At 64.3% G+C, this 18,553-nt stretch carries 17 protein-coding genes; 13 read left to right on the top strand and 4 right to left on the bottom strand.

The window, feature by feature from the left end:
* Nucleotides 1–115: 115 nt before the first annotated feature.
* The 4 genes from leuS to holA all read left to right on the top strand — a co-directional run bounded on the left by leuS (nucleotide 116) and on the right by holA (nucleotide 6,822).
* Nucleotides 116–2,689: a leucine--tRNA ligase gene (leuS, locus tag ABIB56_RS11425; protein WP_354569336.1), complete on the top strand. Its 2,574-nt coding sequence runs from the start codon at nucleotides 116–118 to the stop codon at nucleotides 2,687–2,689.
* A gap of 94 nt (nucleotides 2,690–2,783) precedes the next feature.
* Nucleotides 2,784–3,434 carry a helix-hairpin-helix domain-containing protein gene (locus ABIB56_RS11420; RefSeq protein WP_354569335.1) on the top strand — a complete coding sequence of 217 codons (651 nt, stop codon included), beginning with the start codon at nucleotides 2,784–2,786 and terminating at the stop codon, nucleotides 3,432–3,434.
* Nucleotides 3,431–5,758, top strand: a complete 2,328-nt coding sequence (locus ABIB56_RS11415) for a ComEC/Rec2 family competence protein (RefSeq protein ID WP_354569334.1) — start codon at nucleotides 3,431–3,433, stop codon at nucleotides 5,756–5,758. Before ABIB56_RS11420 ends, ABIB56_RS11415 begins: the two co-directional genes overlap by 4 nt.
* A gap of 38 nt (nucleotides 5,759–5,796) precedes the next feature.
* Nucleotides 5,797–6,822, top strand: coding sequence for a DNA polymerase III subunit delta (gene holA, locus ABIB56_RS11410; protein ID WP_354569333.1), 1,026 nt, complete (start codon nucleotides 5,797–5,799; stop codon nucleotides 6,820–6,822).
* 61 nt (nucleotides 6,823–6,883) lie between these two features.
* Here the strand turns inward: holA and rpsT are convergent, their stop codons facing one another.
* On the bottom strand, nucleotides 6,884–7,144 hold the full coding sequence (rpsT, locus tag ABIB56_RS11405; protein ID WP_354569332.1) for a 30S ribosomal protein S20: 261 nt from the start codon (nucleotides 7,142–7,144) through the stop codon (nucleotides 6,884–6,886).
* Nucleotides 7,145–7,417: 273 nt separating this feature from the next.
* Here rpsT and ABIB56_RS11400 point away from each other — a divergent pair, with 273 nt between their 5' ends.
* The 3 genes from ABIB56_RS11400 to ABIB56_RS11390 all read left to right on the top strand — a co-directional run bounded on the left by ABIB56_RS11400 (nucleotide 7,418) and on the right by ABIB56_RS11390 (nucleotide 10,776).
* Nucleotides 7,418–7,741, top strand: a complete 324-nt coding sequence (locus tag ABIB56_RS11400; RefSeq protein ID WP_354569331.1) for a hypothetical protein — start codon at nucleotides 7,418–7,420, stop codon at nucleotides 7,739–7,741.
* A 174-nt stretch (nucleotides 7,742–7,915) separates the two neighbouring features.
* Entirely contained in the window at nucleotides 7,916–9,781 is a 1,866-nt protein-coding gene (gene lepA, locus ABIB56_RS11395) for a translation elongation factor 4 (RefSeq protein WP_354569330.1), read from the top strand.
* Nucleotides 9,782–10,110: 329 nt separating this feature from the next.
* Complete coding sequence (locus tag ABIB56_RS11390) at nucleotides 10,111–10,776, top strand: DUF1990 domain-containing protein (RefSeq protein ID WP_354569329.1); 666 nt, start codon at nucleotides 10,111–10,113, stop codon at nucleotides 10,774–10,776.
* On the opposite strand, the gene ABIB56_RS11385 is transcribed toward ABIB56_RS11390, so the two are convergent.
* Complete coding sequence (locus ABIB56_RS11385) at nucleotides 10,753–11,457, bottom strand: HAD family hydrolase (protein WP_354569328.1); 705 nt, start codon at nucleotides 11,455–11,457, stop codon at nucleotides 10,753–10,755. The two genes, ABIB56_RS11390 and ABIB56_RS11385, sit on opposite strands and share 24 nt — an antisense overlap.
* A 234-nt stretch (nucleotides 11,458–11,691) precedes the next feature.
* Between ABIB56_RS11385 and hemW the strand changes: the two genes are divergently transcribed.
* Nucleotides 11,692–12,918, top strand: coding sequence for a radical SAM family heme chaperone HemW (gene hemW, locus ABIB56_RS11380; RefSeq protein ID WP_354569327.1), 1,227 nt, complete (start codon nucleotides 11,692–11,694; stop codon nucleotides 12,916–12,918).
* Between the two features lie 6 nt (nucleotides 12,919–12,924).
* On the opposite strand, the gene ABIB56_RS11375 is transcribed toward hemW, so the two are convergent.
* On the bottom strand, nucleotides 12,925–13,302 hold the full coding sequence (locus tag ABIB56_RS11375; protein ID WP_354569326.1) for a DUF4870 domain-containing protein: 378 nt from the start codon (nucleotides 13,300–13,302) through the stop codon (nucleotides 12,925–12,927).
* Between the two features lie 63 nt (nucleotides 13,303–13,365).
* Nucleotides 13,366–13,746, bottom strand: coding sequence for a DUF4870 domain-containing protein (locus ABIB56_RS11370; RefSeq protein WP_354569325.1), 381 nt, complete (start codon nucleotides 13,744–13,746; stop codon nucleotides 13,366–13,368).
* A gap of 201 nt (nucleotides 13,747–13,947) precedes the next feature.
* On the opposite strand from ABIB56_RS11370, the gene hrcA reads away from it, so the two are divergent.
* The 5 genes from hrcA to ABIB56_RS11345 all read left to right on the top strand — a co-directional run bounded on the left by hrcA (nucleotide 13,948) and on the right by ABIB56_RS11345 (nucleotide 18,552).
* Nucleotides 13,948–14,970, top strand: coding sequence for a heat-inducible transcriptional repressor HrcA (gene hrcA, locus ABIB56_RS11365; RefSeq protein ID WP_354569324.1), 1,023 nt, complete (start codon nucleotides 13,948–13,950; stop codon nucleotides 14,968–14,970).
* Between the two features lie 62 nt (nucleotides 14,971–15,032).
* Nucleotides 15,033–16,139 (top strand): molecular chaperone DnaJ, encoded by a 1,107-nt coding sequence (gene dnaJ / locus ABIB56_RS11360; protein ID WP_354569323.1) that lies wholly within the window; start codon nucleotides 15,033–15,035, stop codon nucleotides 16,137–16,139.
* A 160-nt stretch (nucleotides 16,140–16,299) separates the two neighbouring features.
* Nucleotides 16,300–17,028: a 16S rRNA (uracil(1498)-N(3))-methyltransferase gene (locus tag ABIB56_RS11355; protein ID WP_354569322.1), complete on the top strand. Its 729-nt coding sequence runs from the start codon at nucleotides 16,300–16,302 to the stop codon at nucleotides 17,026–17,028.
* A 44-nt stretch (nucleotides 17,029–17,072) separates the two neighbouring features.
* Nucleotides 17,073–17,429, top strand: coding sequence for a histidine triad nucleotide-binding protein (locus ABIB56_RS11350; RefSeq protein WP_354569321.1), 357 nt, complete (start codon nucleotides 17,073–17,075; stop codon nucleotides 17,427–17,429).
* 97 nt (nucleotides 17,430–17,526) lie between these two features.
* Entirely contained in the window at nucleotides 17,527–18,552 is a 1,026-nt protein-coding gene (locus ABIB56_RS11345) for a PhoH family protein (protein WP_354569382.1), read from the top strand.
* Nucleotide 18,553: the final 1 nt, after the last annotated feature.

The following is an 18,553-nucleotide window of genomic DNA, read 5'->3' as shown; positions in this document are numbered from 1 at the left end:
CAGTCAGCGGGACTAACTGCGGACGGAGCGCGTTAAGACCGGTGCCGGGTTCGGTAACCTTGGTAGTCGGCCGTGTGTTCATCCGGTCCACACCCGCTTATGAATTGAGATCTTCGTGGAACACGACCACCGCAGCGAGGCCGAGGACGGCCCACAGTACGACGTCGCGAAGTTGCAGGAGAAGTGGCTCGCCCGCTGGGACGAGTTGCGTCCGTTCCGCACCAACATCCCGGACGACAAGCGACCGCGCAAGTACATCCTCGACATGTTCTCCTACCCTTCCGGTGACCTGCACATGGGCCACGCAGAGGCCTTTGCCCTCGGCGACGTGGTCGCGCGCTATTGGCGCCAGCAGGGTTTCAACGTGCTCCACCCGATCGGCTGGGACTCCTTCGGGCTTCCTGCCGAGAACGCCGCCATCAAACGCGGGATCGACCCTCGCGAGTGGACCTATGCCAATATCGAGCAGCAGAAGGTGTCGATGCGGCGTTACGCCACGTCCGTCGACTGGGAGCGCGAACTGCACACCAGCGACCCCGAGTACTACAAGTGGAACCAGTGGCTGTTCCTGAAGCTGTATCAGAAGGGTCTCGCCTACCGCAAGGACAGCTGGGTCAACTGGGACCCGGTAGACCAGACGGTGCTGGCCAACGAACAGGTGCTGGCCGACGGTACATCCGATCGTTCAGGCGCCGTGGTCGTCAAGAAGAAGCTGACGCAGTGGTATTTCAGGATCACCGATTACGCGGACCGGCTGCTCGACGACCTCAACCAGCTCGAGGGTTCGTGGCCGCCCAAGGTACTCGCGATGCAGCGCAACTGGATCGGTCGCTCCATCGGAGCGGATGTCGACTTCGAGATCGAGGGAAGGGCAGAGAAGGTCACTGTCTTCACCACGCGCCCTGACACGCTCTATGGTGTGACCTTCATGGTGGTCGCACCCGATTCCGACCTGGCCGCCGAGTTGGTCGCGGACTCCACCGACGACGTCAAGGCTGCTTTCGGCGGCTATCTCACCCAGGTGCAGAAGACCTCGGAGATCGAACGACAGGATGCCGGTCGCGAGAAGACCGGCGTGTTCCTCGGCCGCTACGCGGTAAACCCGGTCAACGGGGAGCGCCTCCCCATCTGGGCCGCCGACTATGTGCTCGCCGACTATGGCCACGGGGCCGTCATGTCGGTACCCGCTCACGACCAGCGCGACCTCGACTTCGCCCGCAAGTTCGACCTGCCGGTGCGGGTCGTCGTGGACACCAATGCGCCCGTTACCGGCGCGATCCCTGTGCTGCCGATCAATCCGGAGACCGGCGAGGCCGAGCTTCCTGACGACCTGCCGCCGCTGGATCCGGCCCACACCGGCGTCCCGCTCACCGGCGAGGGACGACTGATCAACTCCGGCTCGCTCAACGGTTTGAGCAAGTCCAACGCCATCAAGCGCATCATCGAGCAACTGAATGCCGCGGGCAACGGTCGCTCGGCACGCAACTACCGCCTGCGCGACTGGCTGATCTCCCGCCAGCGCTACTGGGGCACGCCGATCCCGATCCTGCATGGTGAGAACGGCGAGCTCATTCCGGTGCCGGAGGACCAGCTGCCGGTGCTGCTGCCGCCCACCGACGGCCTCGACCTGCAGCCTCGCGGGCAGTCACCGCTCGGTGCCGCCGAGGACTGGGTGAATGTGACCCTTCCCGATGGCAGTAGGGCGCGTCGTGACCCGGACACCATGGACACCTTCGTAGATAGTTCATGGTACTTCCTGCGTTTCATGGATCCGAAGGACGAGAGTCGAGCCTTCGATCCGAAGGAAGCGGACAAGTGGGCGCCGGTCGACCAGTACGTTGGGGGCGTCGAGCACGCCATCCTGCACCTGCTCTACGCGCGCTTCATCACCAAAGTGCTCTTCGACCTCGGCTATGTGAGTTTCACCGAACCGTTCAGCGCGCTGCTCAACCAGGGCATGGTGCTCTCCGGCGGATCGAAGATGTCGAAGAGCAAGGGTGGTGTCGACCTCGGTGAGGAGCTCAATGCCCACGGCGTCGACGCGATCCGCCTGACCATGGCTTTCGCTGGGCCACCAGAAGACGACATCAACTGGGAGGATGTCTCGGCCGCCGGTTCGGCGAAGTTCCTCGCGCGGGCCTGGAGGCTCGCTCAGGATGTCACGAGTGCCCCCGAGATCGAGTGGAAGACCGGCGACAACAACCTGCGCCGGGTCACCCACCGCTTTCTCGCCGAGGCGCCGGGACTCATCGAAGCCTTCAAATTCAACGTCGTCGTGGCGCGCCTGATGGAGCTGGTGAATGTCACGCGCAAGGTCATCGATTCCGGAGCAGGCGGCGGAGATGCTGCCGTTCGCGAAGCGACCGAGACGGTGGCACTCGGACTGTCGCTATTTGCTCCGTACACGGCCGAAGAGATGTGGGAGATCTTGGGCTACCCCGCCACGATCGCACAGTACGGATGGCGTAAGGCCGACCCGACACTGCTGGTCGAGAGCGCTGTAACGGCCGTGATCCAGGTGGATGGCAAGGTGCGTGACCGCATCGAGGTCAACCCCAAGATCGAGCCGGCCGAGCTCGAGAAGCTGGCCATGGCATCCGCGGCGGTCACGAAGGCCGTGGGCGGTCGCACGATCGTCAACGTGATCGTTCGGGCGCCACGCATCGTCAACATCGCCACCAGGCCATAACCTCCTCTCCTCGGCGGGGACGGTCGATCGGCGGCTGTCCCCATCCCGACGGTTTTCGCGCCGCGCGAGTTGCGCGGCTGCCTAGTCTTCCGGCATGGATGCGCCCGACCAGATCGTTGCGCCTCACCGAACGAAGCTGAGGGTCGGCCTCGGCGCCGCCGTCGTACTCGTGCTTGTCGGGCTGGGGGTCGCCGTGCTGGTCAGCGCGCTCGGCTCGCACGGTTCGAGTGAGACGGTGACGTCGCCGACGCCCAGCGTCGCTCCCTCCGGTTCCTCCGCTCCCTCCGGTTCCTCCGGAGGCGCCGTCTTTGTGCATATTCTCGGCGCGGTGGAGCGCCCTGGGCTGTATGTGCTGAGCGACGGCGACCGTGCCGTCGACGCGATCGCCGCGGCCGGGGGGTTCAGCGCAACCGCTGACCAGGCACAGCTCAACCTGGCACGAGTGGTCGTGGACGGGGAACAGATCTATGTTCCGAATGTCGGTGAGGCACCCGCTCCAGGCGCTGGCGCTCCGGGTACCGGAGCCGCAGGTTCGGCCGCGGGAAGCGTCGGGGACAAAGTCAACATTAATACGGCAGATGAAGCGACCCTTGAGACTCTTCCGCGCGTGGGTCCGGCGATGGCCAAACGCATCATCGACTGGCGCACGAGCAACGGCAGGTTCACCGCGGTGGAAGACCTGATGAGTGTGAGCGGCGTCGGCGACAAGACTTTCGAACAGCTGAAAGATCTCGTCACAATATGAACGTCGATCTGCGCCTCGCGCTGCCTGTCGGTGTCGCCTGGGCTACGGTTGCCGTCGTCCTCGGTTTTCCGCAGGCGCAGTTCGGTGTCGCGATCGCGGCGTGGGCCCTGGCGATCGCGGCGAGCTGCGCTGCCTTCCTGACCGTGCTTGGGCGTCGGCGCGGCATCATCCTCGGCCTCGCTCTGTGCCTCGCCGCCTCAGCGCTGTTGGTGACTGTCGCGGCCGTGCGCGCCCCGCAGCGACAGCCGGAACTGCTGGTGGAAGCGGCATCCGCCGGCCGTCACGCGACAGTCTCCGCGATGACGACCGAGACCGTGCATCCGAACGGACGACAGTTCGCCGTGCGCCTCGGCACCGTATCGATTGGCGACCGCACGATGTCGACAGACATCCCCGTCACAGTCTTCGGAGCATCGACCGAGAGGGAGATCGGTATTGGAACCACGATGCGTCTCGGCGGCACCCTCGCTGTCACCGATCCCGACGACGACGTCGGTTTCCTCTTCTTTAGCTCCGGCGCGATGACGCGGACGGCCGATCCACCCTGGTACCTAAACTGGGCGAACAGTTTGCGCGCGGGTTTCAGGGATGCTGCATCCGCGCTGCCGGGGGACGGCGGGCGTCTGCTTCCCGGCCTCGCAATCGGCGATACCAGCGCTGTCGACGCCCAGTTGGACGCAGCGATGAAGGCGACGTCGCTCAGCCACTTAACAGCGGTCTCCGGAGCCAACTGCGCCGTGGTGATCGCGCTGATCATGGTGGCCGGTGGGGCACTCGGACTGCCGCGCGGGTTGCGGATCGGTGCATCCGTCACCGTTCTGCTCGGCTTCGTCGTTCTGGTCACGCCGGAGCCGAGCGTGCTGCGGGCCGCTGTGATGGCGACGCTGGTGCTGGCCGCGACGGCGAGCGGTAGACCGGTGAGGGGAGTGCCAATCCTCGCGCTGGCGGTGATCGTCCTGCTCACGATCGACCCATGGCTCGCCCGCAGCTACGGTTTCGTGCTGTCAGTGCTCGCCACGGCCGGGCTTCTGGTGCTCGCCGGTCCGCTGGCCACCGTGCTCAGCCGCTGGCTGCCACCGGCCCTGTCGGCGCTTCTCGCGATCCCGATCGCAGCGCAGATCGCCTGCCAGCCAGTGCTCATCCTGCTCAATCCGACCATCCCGACCTACGGTGTCTTCGCGAATGTGCTCGCTGAACCAGCCGCCCCGGTCGCGACGGTTCTCGGCCTGGTGGCGTGCATCCTGGTTCCCGTCGCGCCTCCGGTTGGCCAGTTGATCGCGCAGGTCGCCTGGCTGCCATCGTCATGGATTGCCGCCGTCGCCGGCTTCTTCGCTGGACTGCAGGGAAGCAATATTCCCTGGCCAGGAGGTCTGCTCGGCATGCTGCTGGTGGTTGCGGTCAGCGCTCTCGCACTTGTGGTGGCCTTCCGACGAAACAGGTCGCGGATGATCGCCACGGCTCTGCTCGCGGTGATGGTCGTCGGCTATCTCGGGATCGCCGGCGGGGAGAAACTCCGCGGCCAGCTGTCCAGGCCCGCGAACTGGCAGATTGCCGCCTGCGACATCGGCCAGGGCGACGCTGTACTGGTGAAGAGTCTCGGCAAGGTCGCGCTGGTCGACACCGGTCCCGACCCCGCGTTGCTCACCGAATGCCTCGACACTCTCGGTATCGATCGCATCGACCTGCTCATTCTGAGCCACTACGACCTGGACCATGTGGGTGGAACCGCTGCGGTGTTCGGCCGCGTGGACCATGCCATGATCGGGCCGCCGTCGGACACCGGCGACGAGAGGCTGTCGAAGCGTCTCACTGACTCCGGAGCCACAGTCGAGCAGGTGAGCAAGGGTCTGACCGGTCAACTGGGGGAGTTGCGCTGGGAGGTGCTCTGGCCGCGCGCGAAGCTCGGGTCGGTCGAGCCGGGAAATGACGCGAGCGTGACGGTGCGTTTCTCAGGTATCGGAGCCTGTGCTTCCGGATGCCTGAGCGCGATCTTCCTCGGCGACCTCGGCGACCAGCCGCAGGCGCTCATGATGGCCGCCAACCGCATCGGTCATGTCGATGTGGTGAAGGTGGCGCACCACGGGTCAGCGGACCAGAACGATCGGCTGTACGCGAAGCTGACGGGATCCGTCGGTCTGATCAGCGTCGGAATCGACAACACCTACGGGCATCCCACCGACAAGCTGCTGGGCATCCTGGCCGGAGTCGGCACGAGAACGGCGCGCACCGACCTGCAGGGGTTGCTCCTGGTTTCGCCCCGGCCGGATGGTCAGATCGGCCTCTGGAGCGAACGCGCGGTCTCGCCGGACGGTGGTAGCGAATAAACTGGGCGAGATCCCGACCGAGCGACCGAAGGAGCCCCGTGGCAGGCAAGCCTGCGTCGAAAGCCGCACCGGCGATCCCGCAGCTCGGCTGGTCGAAGGTGCGTCCCGCCCGTGTAGTACTGGTGTCGGGCACGGAAGACTTTCTGGCCGAGCGTGCCATCCGGATGCTGCGCGACATCCTGAAGACCGAAGATCCGAGCATCGAGATCAGCGACCTCGAGGCTGACGGCTACGGGCCAGGCGAGCTCATCACCCTGGCGAGTCCTTCCCTGTTCGGTGAGCCGCGGATGATCCGCGTCACCGGTGTCGAGAAGTGCACGGACGCCTTCATCATCGAGACCCTCGCCTACCTCCAGGCGCCGGCCGACGACACCTACCTGGTGCTGAGGCACGCCGGGGGAGTCCGCGGTAAGAAGCTGCTCGATGCCATCCGCAGTGGTCTCGGCGGTGGCATCGAGATCGTCTGCGCGGAACTGAAGAAAGAGGCGGAGAAACTCGACTTCGCGGCTGCGGAGTTCTCGCTGGCCGGTCGCAGGATTACCAGCGGCGCCCTACGCGCCCTCGCCTCTGCCTTCTCCGACGACCTCGCAGAACTGGCTGCGGCCTGTCAGCAGCTGCTCGCCGACGCCAGCGAAGAGATTACCGAGGCGACCGTCGAGAAGTACTACTCCGGCCGCGTCGAGACGAATGCGTTCCGTGTCGCTGATATCGCGATCGCCGGTAGGCACGGTGAGTCGCTCATCCTGTTGAGGCACGCCATCATGTCCGGCGCCGATCCGGTTCCGATCGTGGCGGCCTTCGCAAGCAAGCTGCGCACCATGGCCAAGATCTCCGGAGCGCACGGCGGATCCGGCCAACTCGCTCAGCAGTTCGGCCTCGCGCCATGGCAGGTCGACCGTGCGCGGCGCGACCTCCAGGGCTGGAACGATGCGGGTCTCGGTCGCTGTATCGAACTCCTTGCCGAGACCGATGCCGCGATCAAGGGCGCAGGGCGTGATCCCGTCTTCGCACTCGAGCGCATGATCGGCGTGATCAGCGTGATCAGCGCCCGAGGCGAGGCCTGAGACACGCGTTAACACAAAGAACCCCGCCTCCAGGGAGACGGGGTTCTTCGAAAAATTCTGCTTAGAGAGCAGCAACCTGCTTGGCGATGGCCGACTTCTTGTTGGCTGCCTGGTTCTTGTGGATGACGCCCTTGCTGGCTGCCTTGTCGAGCTTCTTCGCCGCGAATTTGAGGGCGACGGTAGCCTTGGCGGCATCGCCGGTGGCGATTGCGGCGCGGGTTGCGCGCACGGCAGTCTTGACCTCGCTTTTGACCGCCTTATTGCGCTCCAGCGACTTCTTGTTGGTACCGATGCGCTTGATCTGCGACTTAATGTTTGCCACGTTGTTACTTTCTTGTTAGTTACGAATATCCCTGGGCAGCCGAGGAAGAGAATCTTCTACATCCGACTCACGGCCGCGAATCGTGCCAGGCCCCGATGGGGCGGCACGCAAGCCAACAGGCAACATTACCAGCTACCGAGCGGATCGGGCAATCGGCGGCGTCATCCGTTGTCGTGGGTGTATCTCCGGTGGATTCGGGGGTTACCCCCATGGTGACCCGCACCATGGATTTCTAACCTTGGAGTACCAATCCAATTCCAAGGAGAGAAAAAAATGTCTACCGCACAGCCCGTTATCGAGCAGCCCCCGGTCACCACCGAGCAGCCTGTGGCCGGTGCAGTCGAAACCAGGATCCTGGGCATCCTGAGCCTGGTGTTCGGCGCCGCCTCAATCGTGGCCGGGTCCACCTTCATCGTTCCGATCGCGGCCATCGTGCTCGGCATCCTCGGTCTGAAGCGCGAGCCGGCCAGTCGCACGTTCAGCATCTGGGGAATCGTGCTCGGCGGCGTGATGCTCGTACTGCCGCTGCTCGCTGTGGCCCTCGGCCTTGCGTTCCTGATTCCCGTCGGCCTGTTCGCAGGTTTCGGAGGCTTCTAAACCGAAAAGAGAGGCTTCTAAACCGAAAAGAATGGGGCGCGGCGATAGCCGCGCCCCATTCTTTCCTTAACCATTAGATTGCCCGGCGATGGTATTCCCCACGCGGAGAGTCGCGGCTCCAGGGCATGGGAGAATTGTCCGATCCCCGTTTTATATGAACTGTCAGAGGAACGCGTGAGCCCCCAAGCACTGAAGGCCCTCGAGCCGGCATCGACCGACCCCGCCTTCATCCGCAACTTCTGCATCATCGCCCACATCGACCATGGCAAATCGACCCTCGCCGATCGCATGCTCGGTATCACCGGGGTCGTCAGCGATCGCAACATGCGCGCCCAGTACCTCGACCGTATGGATATCGAACGCGAGCGTGGCATCACCATCAAGAGCCAGGCCGTGCGGATGCCGTGGGCGGTCTCGACAGGCTCGACCACTGGCACCTACGCCCTCAACATGATTGACACACCCGGTCACGTCGACTTCACCTACGAGGTCTCGCGCAGTCTCGCGGCCTGCGAGGGCGCCATCCTGCTGGTGGATGCCGCCCAGGGTATCGAAGCCCAGACGCTCGCGAACCTGTATCTTGCCCTCGACAATGACCTCACCGTCATCCCGGTGCTGAACAAGATCGACCTGCCGGCCGCGGACCCCGACAAGTACGCCAAGGAACTCGCCGACCTCATCGGCGGAAAGCCGGAGGATGTGCTGCGGGTCTCCGGTAAGACCGGGATGGGCGTCGAAGACCTGCTCGACCAGGTGGTCAAACTCATTCCCGCGCCGACCGGTGATGCTTCAGCACCTGCGCGCGCCATGATCTTCGACTCGGTCTACGACGCCTACCGCGGTGTCATCACCTACGTACGCATGATCGACGGTTCTATGGGCCCGCGCGAAAAAGTCATGATGATGAGCACCAGGAGCACTCACGAGCTTCTGGAAATCGGCGTGAGTGCTCCCGAACCCACCCCGACGAAGGGTCTCGGTGTCGGCGAGGTGGGCTATCTCATCACTGGTGTGAAAGATGTTCGGCTCAGCAAAGTGGGCGACACCGTCACGAACCATGCGAAACCCGCGACGGTGCCGCTTAAGGGGTATTCGGAGCCGAAGCCCATGGTGTTCTCCGGACTTTATCCGCTCGACGGTTCCGACTACCCGGCTCTGCGTGAAGCCCTCGACAAACTCAAGCTCAGCGACGCCGCCCTGGTTTACGAACCGGAGACTTCCGTCGCCCTCGGTTTCGGTTTCCGCTGCGGGTTCCTTGGCCTCCTGCACCTCGAGATCGTCACCGAGCGCCTCGAGCGCGAGTTCGGGCTCGACCTGATCGCCACCGCGCCATCCGTGATCTATGAGGTGACCACGGATGACAAGAAGCGCACGACGGTGACCAACCCAAGCGAGTTCCCCGGTGGCAAGATCGCCTCGGTGAGCGAGCCCATCGTCAAGGCGTCGATCCTGACGCCGAAGGACTACGTGGGCACGGTGATGGAACTGTGCCAGGGCCGCCGCGGCACCATGAACGGCATGGAGTACATCGGAACCGACCGCGTGGAGCTTCACTACACGATGCCGCTCGGCGAGATCGTCTTCGACTTCTTCGACCAGTTGAAAAGCCTCACCAAGGGTTACGCCTCTCTCGACTACGAGCCGACGGGGGAGCAGGATGCCGACCTGGTCAAGGTCGACATCCTCCTGCAGGGCGAAGCTGTCGACGCATTCAGCGCGATCGTGCATAAGGACAAGGCCTACGCCTACGGCGTGCTGATGACCGAGCGTCTCAAGAAACTCATCCCTCGCCAGCAGTTCGAGGTGCCGATCCAGGCCGCCATCGGCGCACGCATCATCGCCCGCGAATCGATCAGTGCGATGCGCAAAGACGTTCTGGCCAAGTGCTACGGCGGTGACATCACCCGTAAGCGCAAGCTCCTCGAGAAGCAGAAAGAGGGAAAGAAGCGCATGAAGATGGTGGGCAGGGTCGAGGTCCCGCAGGAGGCGTTCATCGCTGCGCTGTCGGGCGACACCGAGGCCAAAAAAGACAAGAAGTAGGGCGCCTACTCACCGTTCGCATGCGTTGCTCGATCGGCTCCGGTTCCTGCCTAGCCCGCTTGCGCTGTCCTTTCGGCGTTTCGCTGTTGTTTTTTGCGCAGCAGTTAGCCGAAAGGACAGCGCACACCTGTTCCGCCGCAGACATAGGTCCGCCCGTTGCTTGCGACTCCGGAGTTGCCATACCGGTATGCCTCCCTGCCCGAACTGGGGTGTCGTCATCCTCCTCGCCAAGCGTCGCCCTGCATGACCTTTATGCTGACTTCATGCGTTTTTCCCCGCCCATCGACGAGCGTAGGCGGAAGGACGCAACGATGAGCAGGGGCGAGTAGATGTCGAAACGGCTTCCGCTCTGGCAGCGCCCGGTGAGCTACGCCGCGATCGGCGCTACCCAGGCGTCGGATCTGGCGATCCATCCACCTCCCGGATACCGTCCTTTCGAGCGGCGTACGCGCATCGGCCACGGTGACGCGCGCTGGGACTATGCATGGACAGAGGTGCTCACCTGGGGCATCCAGCGCAACAGCGGATTCCGCATCGATGTCGCTGAAGCGCCGGCGGCGGTCACCGACCAGACCTATGTTCCGGTCGCCTTCGACGAAGGGGGCGACCCGGTCGCGGGAGCCATTGCCGTCAGCAACGATGAGACAGTATTCGGCCCGGATGGTGCGGCCTTCGTCGTGCCGGGCGACACCGCGAAACTGAAAATACCGTTCGGACCGTTCCGTGTCGTCGCGCCGGCGCGAGTTGTCTACGTGGTCGACGAACTGCGACGCAAAGGGTTCGCCTACGGCACGCTGGCCGGGCATCCGGAGAGCGGGGAGGAGGCCTTCATCGTCGAACAAACGGATGACGGCTCAGTCTGGCTCGAAATCCGCGCCTTCTCGCGCCCAGCCAATGCATTCTGGTGGTTGGTGTATCCGGTGCTCAGGCTGTCGCAGGCCTTCTACAACAGGCGCTACTTCCGCTCACTGTCAGGCCCGATCGAGACTGCCTAGCCCGACCAGGGCGTCGAGCACTTGAGGGAGGCCGCTGGCCAGGTCGTCGACCACCAGTAGCGCGTTCGTTTCACGAAGCTCGTCAGCGGAGAAGTGCCCGGTCGCCACGGCGAAGAACGGGATTCCCGCGGAGTCGGCACCGATACCGTCGCCCGGGGTGTCGCCGATGATCACCAGGCGGTGACCGGCGAGTTCCGCCGCGGCGCGCACGGTGATCTCTGCCCGCAGTGGTGCGACGTCACCGAAATACGAGTTCTTCCAGTCGAAGGCCTCGGTGTCGAGCCCTGCGCCCTCCATCTTGTAGCGCGTGCGATTGGCCGAATTGCCGGTGAGTAGTGCGTTGACGAAGCCCCGTTCGCCAAACCGCCTGACCGCTTCCACTACGCCGGGAGCGATCTCACGTCGACTGCCGCCAAGATGCCGGTCGAGGGAGAGCTGGTCGAGGTGGCCTGACACGACAGGGTGCAGTTGGGGGGAGAGGCCGTTGGCGGCGAGGGCCTCCCAGATGATCTGGCCATCGGTCTTGCCGTGGACGCGGGGTACCGGGTGTGCAAGCGTCCGCCCGATGGCGAGCTCGATCGCCTCCTGGTAGAGGCCGCCGGCGTTGATCCCGTTGCGCAGGAGAGTGCCGTCGACATCCCAGAGCACGTACAGGCGTGGGTCGGGTTCGGTGTCATTCACCGTTCCATGCTGGCACAGGCAGGGTGCGGCATCCGACGATTCCGCTACCCTTCGGAAACTCAGGACAATGGTCACGACCTTGGGGGCAGATCCCCGCAGACGCGGTGCTGCTGCGTCGTTGCCGTGACCGTTGTCCTGAATTTCCGTGGGGAGCAAGTATTTCCACATGGCCAGTTCTTCCGTTGACGGCCGGTGGCACTAGGGCATGAGGGAGTCGGCGAGAATGGAGGGGTCATGCCCAGCGCCCTTCCCCTCGCCGATCCGGCCCCACTCGACGGCTTGCTCCCCGCGTCCGTCGCTGACGGGGCCGACCTGCGCAACTTCGGCGTGTACGTGCACGTGCCGTTTTGTCGGGTTCGATGCGGCTACTGCGACTTCAACACCTACACCGCCGACGAACTGCGTGGCGCGAAGCGCACCGACTACGCGGGCCAGGCCGTCGCCGAGATCGGGATGGCGCAGAAAGTGCTTGCAGAGGCAGGCCTGCCCGCACGGAAGGTCGAGACCGTATTCTTCGGCGGGGGAACCCCGACCATGTTGCCGGTGAACGATCTCGCTGCCATGCTCTCGGCCGTCATCGGTACCTGGGGGCTCGCCGATGGCGCGGAGGTGACCACAGAGGCGAATCCGGACTCGGTGGATGCCGCGTACCTCCTGTCCCTCGCCGATGCGGGTTTCACGCGCGTCTCGTTCGGCATGCAGTCCGCGGTGCCACACGTGCTCGCTACACTCGAACGCACCCACGATCCCGACCGAATTCCGCTCGTCGTGCAGTGGGCGCGGGACGCCGGCCTGCAGGTGAGCCTTGACCTCATCTACGGCACCCCTGGTGAGTCTCTCGACGACTGGCACGCATCCCTCGACCAGGCGCTGGCCCAGCAGCCCGATCATCTCTCGGCGTACTCGCTCATTGTCGAAGACGGGACGAAGCTGGCACGCCAGATCAGGCGTGGCGAGGTGGCCGAACCGGATGAGGACCTCCAGGCGGACATGTACGAGTTGGCGGATGAACTGCTGGGGGCCGCGGGATACAGCTGGTATGAGGTGAGCAACTGGTCGAAGTCGCCGGAGCACGAGTCGCGTCACAACCTCGCCTATTGGCAGGGGCACGACTGGTGGGGTGTCGGGCCTGGGGCGCACAGTCACGTCGGTGGTGTCCGCTGGTGGAACGTCAAGCACCCCGCGGCCTACGCGGACAGGATCCTGGCGGGCCAGTCCCCGGCGGCAGGACGTGAGACGCTCGATGATGAGACGCGACGCGTGGAGCGCGTGCTGTTGCGCACGCGAATCCGTGAGGGGCTCGATGTGGCCGAGTTGACGGCATCCGGTCGCACCGCCGTTGCCGGGCTCATCGCTGACGGTCTGGTCGACGGAGCCGCTGCGCTCCGCGGAAGAATCGAACTTACTCTGCGAGGCCGACTGCTCGCCGACGCTGTCGTACGTCGACTGCTCGACGAATAGTGGCGCTCAGGCGCTGACGAACCGGATGGCGATCGGGCAAACGTATTCTTCGCCACGGTTGGCTGCGATGGCGGCCATCAGGCTGAAGATGATGTTGAGAACGGCGACGACGAGCACGATCAGGAAGCCGACGAACAACCAGCTGGTGAAGATTCCGACGAGGTAGCCGATGAGTACCGTCAGCTGAAAGTTGAGGGCGGTCCGAGTGTGATCCCTTACCAGCGGGCCGCGGTCCTTGAGGAGCACGTAGCCGATCAGCGCCGGGAGGAAGTAGAGGAAGATGCCGCCGATGTGGATGAGCGTGGCCCACAGCTTTTCGTCGCTCGGGCTGAGCGGCTGCACAGTCTGGTACGGATTTGCGGGCGGCGGCGTGGTTTCGGACATGAACCCATTAAAGCAAGAAGCCCGGGAACCATGTTCCCGGGCTTCGTTCGTTGGCGCCTGAAGCTACTTGATCCAGCGGATGTTGACCGGGTAGCGGTAGCTGCCCCCCGCGTTGACCTTCACGCCGCCGAGGATGGCGAAGATGATGTTTACGACGATCAGGGCAAAGTACAGCAGAGAGAACAGGATGCCGAGGAAGGGGATCAGGGTCAGGATGCCGAGGATGATCGCGGCGCCGGTGACGTTGATCGTCCAGTTCAAAGCCTCTTTGCTTTCGACTCTGGTGCGCGCCCCGCGCGGACCGAAAACCAAGTAGATGATGAGGGCGGGTATCAGCAGGATGATATTGAGGAAGTGCGACAGCTGGGCCCAGAGCTTGTCGTCGGTTTCGCTAAGGGGTGCAGCGGGCTGCGGAGCCGCGGCCTGCGGTGTTGGGTCAGTCATGTGCGTTGCCTTTCAGATGGGCGATTCGGTCCTGCCGAGGTTTGGGAGCTTTGGCAGTCATGCTGCCCCCGTTACGGGCGGTCGACAAGCTCATGGATACGGTACTGCCCTATTCCCTTCGCATGCAATGCCTTCGTCCCCGCGTGTCACGGTACAATTGGCAGTCGGAAGTGCCGAGTGCCAAGACCGGAGGTGATGGCAATGGTCTCTGAACGTGGGCTCGATGTGCTCCGCGTCATCGTGCAGGATTACGTCGCCTCTCGCGAACCCGTCGGCTCGAAGTCGATAGTGGACCGTCACTCCTTTGGTGTGTCCGCAGCCACTATTCGCAACGACATGGCTCTTCTGGAAGAAGAAGAGCTGATCGCGGCGCCGCACACGTCATCCGGACGCATCCCCACCGACAAGGGCTACCGCGTCTTCGTCAACCAGCTCGCCGATCTCCGCCCGCTGACCTCCGCGCAGCGCACAGCCATCGAGACGTTCCTCGGTCAGTCCGCCGACCTCGACGAGGTCCTCGGACGCACGGTTCGTCTCCTTTCGCAGCTCACGCACCAGGTGGCGCTCGTGCAGTATCCGTCGCTGACGCGCTCGCGCATCCGGCACGTCGAACTCGTGCGACTCACGGAGATTCGGATGATGACGGTACTGATCACCGATACCGGCCGGATCGAGCAACGACTCATCGATGTCGCTCCCGGGCTGGACGAAGGGTTCCTCGACCAGCTCAGATCGAGACTGAACGTTTCGATCGGTGGTCTCGCCCTCGCCGAGGCGGCCGAACGACTCGCCTCCTTCGCCGACCAGTTCACGGCGCAGCACGAGTCGGCGGTGAAGCAGATCGCGACCTCCCTCATCGACCAGGTTCTGGCGAATCGGCAGGACAAGCTCGTGATGGCGGGCGCGGCCAACCTGGTGCGCACCGAGGAAGACTTCACCGGCAGCATCTACCCGGTGCTCGAAGCGATCGAGGAGCAGGTCACCCTGCTGAGGCTCTTTGGTGAAATGGAACCAGACCAGAACGGCTTCTCGGTGAGCATCGGCAGCGAGAATGCCACCTTCGGACTCGGGGAGACCTCCGTACTCACCACCGGCTACACAGCGTCTGGCAGCGAGGTCTCCCGTTTGGGCGTCATCGGCCCGACCCGCATGGACTATTCGAACAACATCGCCGCGGTTCGCGCCGTCGCACGATACCTGTCGCGCCTGCTCGGCGAAGACTGATCTCGCCACTGTCTACGGCCTGTGGCCGACAGTGAGCGCTGTTAAAATGTAAAGGAATTGGATTGGCTGACCATTACGAAGTACTCGGTGTCGACCGTAGCGCGACGACCGATGAGATCAAGAAGGCGTACCGGCGTCTTGCTCGGGAGCTGCATCCCGATGTGAACCCCGGGGCCGAGGCATCCGAGCAGTTCAAGCTTGTGACACACGCCTACGACGTGCTCTCCGATCCGCAGCAGCGCCAGCAGTACGACCTCGGGCCCCAGGCCGGATTCGGCGGCGGCGGAGGCGGCAACTTCGGTGGATTCGGTGACATCTTCGAGACCTTCTTCGGCGGCGGCCAGAGCCGCGGACCACGCTCGCGCCGCGAACGAGGTCAGGATGCCCTGGTGCGCGTCGAGGTCGACCTCGACGAGATCATCTTCGGCACCAAGCGCGAAGTCGAGGTCGATACCGCCATCCTCTGCGAGACCTGCAACGGGTCGTGCTGTGCGCCGGGAACCCAGCCGGTCACCTGCGACATCTGCCACGGCAGCGGCCAGATCCAGCGTGCCGTGCGCAGCCTGCTCGGTAACGTGATGACCTCTAGCCCTTGCGGCACCTGCCGCGGTTACGGCACCGTCATCCCCAACCCGTGCCCGACCTGCCAGGGCCAGGGACGCGTGCGCGCCCGCCGCAGCATCCCGGTCGACATCCCGGCCGGTGTGGACACCGGCCTCCGCTTGCAGCTCCCCAACCAGGGCGAGGTCGGCCCAGCCGGTGGAACCTCCGGCGACCTCTACCTTGAGATCAAAGTGCGTCATCATGACGTGTTCAGCCGCAACGGCGATGACCTGTTGGCGACCCTCGAAGTGCAGATGACAGATGCCATCCTCGGAACGAGAACGACGTTGAAGACCCTGGATGGCGAGGTCGCGGTCGAGATCCGGCCCGGCATGCAGAGCGCAGAGGTCATCACCATCAAGGACCGTGGCATTACCCGCCTGCGTGGCAATGGCCGTGGCGACCTCAAGATCGGAGTGCAGGTGACGACACCGACCAAGCTGAGCCATAAGGAGCAGGAGCTGATCAAACAGTTCGCCGGCTCCCACAAGGCCGCGACCCCGTTGCTCACGCACTTCCAGCAGGGCCTCTTCCAAAAACTGCGCGACCGCTTCCTCAACATCTGACACCCGCCCGTACTACCGATCGCCGATCACCCTTCGGAAACTCAGGACTTCGGTACAGGGCGCTGCGCAACGCTCCAGTAGTTACGGGGCAGCGCGAGCGACGTCGATACCAAAGTCCTGAATTTCCGAAGGTGTGGCGTCGATCTGAGAGAGTGGGGCCATGGCGCACTTCTACCTGAACGAGGAACTCCTCTCGGCCGAGGTCGGGATGAGGGTCTCCGTGACCGGCGAGGAGGCGCGCCACGCGGTCACCGTCAGTCGTATCGCGGTCGGCGAGGCTATCGCGGTCGGCAACGGAGCGGGACTTGTCATCACCGGCGCCGTTGTCTCGGCGGAGCCGACCGAATTCGTCGTCGAGGTCGAAACCGTCGCAGAGACACCACCCGCTGCCCCCGCGATCTGGCTGGTGCAGGCACTGGCCAAAGGTGACCGGGACGAGAGTGCCGTCCAGCAGGCCGCGGAACTGGGCGTCGACGGCGTCATCCCGTGGGCGGCGCAGCGATCCATCGTCAAGTGGGAGGGCGCGAAGGTGCGCAAGGGCCACGATCGCTGGGCAGCGATCGTGCGGGAGGCGAGCAAGCAGTCGATCCGGCCCTGGATCCCGGAGGTCGGCGATCTCGCCTCGACGACCGTGCTGGCCGCCCTGGCCACGGAGACGCGGATGCTCGTACTCGAGCCCGCCGCATCCGTCGCCCTGTCGTCGCTGCACCCTGACGAACGCGACGTTGTCCTGGTGGTCGGCCCGGAGGGCGGTATCGCCCCCGCAGAACTCAGCCGTCTCGAGGCGGCGGGTGCGACGCTCGTGAAACTCGGCGACACCATTCTGCGTACCTCGAGTGCCGGCCCGGCTGCGATCGCCGTGCTCAACGTACAACTCGGCCGCTGGTAGCGAACCGCCTGCCGTCACGGGCGGCCGTCACTTAAGCTAGAACCATGTCAGCCAACGACGAGCCATCGATCTTCACGCGGATTGTCGCGCGCGAGGTTCCGGCGGATGTGGTCTTCGAGAATGACCGCATCATCGCCTTTCGGGACATCGCTCCGAAGGCGCCCCTGCACCTGCTTGTGGTGCCGAAGACGGAGGCCTATCGCAACGTGACCGAACTCGCCGCGGGCGATCCGGCACTTCTCGCAGAGCTGGTTGCGACCGCGCAGCAGCTCGCCGACGAGCATTCGGACGGCGAATTCCGCCTCGTTTTCAACACCGGCCCCTCGGCGGGCCAGACCGTGTTCCATGTTCATGCCCACCTGCTCGGTGGGCAGCTTTCGGAAGGCACCCTTGGCCACTAGCAGTCAGCACAGCAGCGACGGTCAGCACCGCGGCGACAGGCACGGGTCGGATGGCGGCGCCACCGACCACATCGAGTTCCGGGTCGACGGGGTGGCCATGGTCCGTCTTCTCGGACCGCAGGACCGCCTGCTCATGACCATCGAAAAGGAATACCCGCGCGTGGAGGTTCTCGTGCGCGGCAACGAGATCACCCTGGACGGCGACGCCGACCAGGTGAATGCGGCAGCGAGGCTGGTAGAGGAATTGGTGACGATGGTTCGCTCCGACCAGGAACTCGGCCAGAGAGATGTGACCGAGTCCGCGAAGATCCTGCACGACGACCCGCGGGTGAGTCCCGCCGAGCTGTTGAGTCAGGCGATCCTCACCAGCCGCGGCAAAAGCATCCGTCCGAAGACCCTCGGGCAGAAGAGCTATGTCGACGCGATCGATGAGAACACCATCGTGTTCGGCATCGGCCCCGCAGGTACCGGTAAGACCTACCTGGCAATGGCGAAGGCGGTGCAGGCCTTGCAGCGCAAAGAGGTCAATCGCATCGTCCTGACCCGCCCGGCGGTGGAGGCCGGCGAGCGGCTCGGCTATCTGCCCGGTACGCTCACCGACAAGATCGACCCCTACCTTCGCCCGCTGTACGACGCGCTCAACGAGATGATGGATCCCGAGATCGTACCCAAGCTGCTCGCGGCCGGCACGATCGAGGTGGCGCCGCTCGCATACATGCGTGGTCGTACGCTCAATGACTCCTTCATCGTGCTCGACGAGGCGCAGAATACGACTCCTGAGCAAATGAAGATGTTCCTCACCCGGCTTGGTTTCGGCTCGAAGATGGTCGTCACCGGCGACATCACCCAGGTCGACCTGCCGGCCGGATCGAGTGGACTGCAGTTGGTCATCCGCGTATTGAACGAACTCGACGAGATCCACTTCGCCCGCCTCACCAGCGAGGACGTTGTGCGTCACAACCTCGTCGGCCGGATCGTCGACGCCTACACGAAGTACGACGCTGAGCGCCAGGCCGAGCGCTTCGATCGGCTCAGCGATCGCGAAGTCCCGGACGGCGCGAATCGCGCCGATCGTCGCGGCAGGCAGCCTCAGGACAGACAGACGAAAAGTTGGGGTCGCTAGA

Source organism: Glaciihabitans sp. UYNi722 (assembly GCF_040549465.1).
Taxonomy (GTDB): domain Bacteria; phylum Actinomycetota; class Actinomycetes; order Actinomycetales; family Microbacteriaceae; genus Lacisediminihabitans.
The sequence above is the reverse complement of the archived record's forward strand: the minus strand, read 5'-3'. Positions and strand labels throughout refer to the sequence as shown.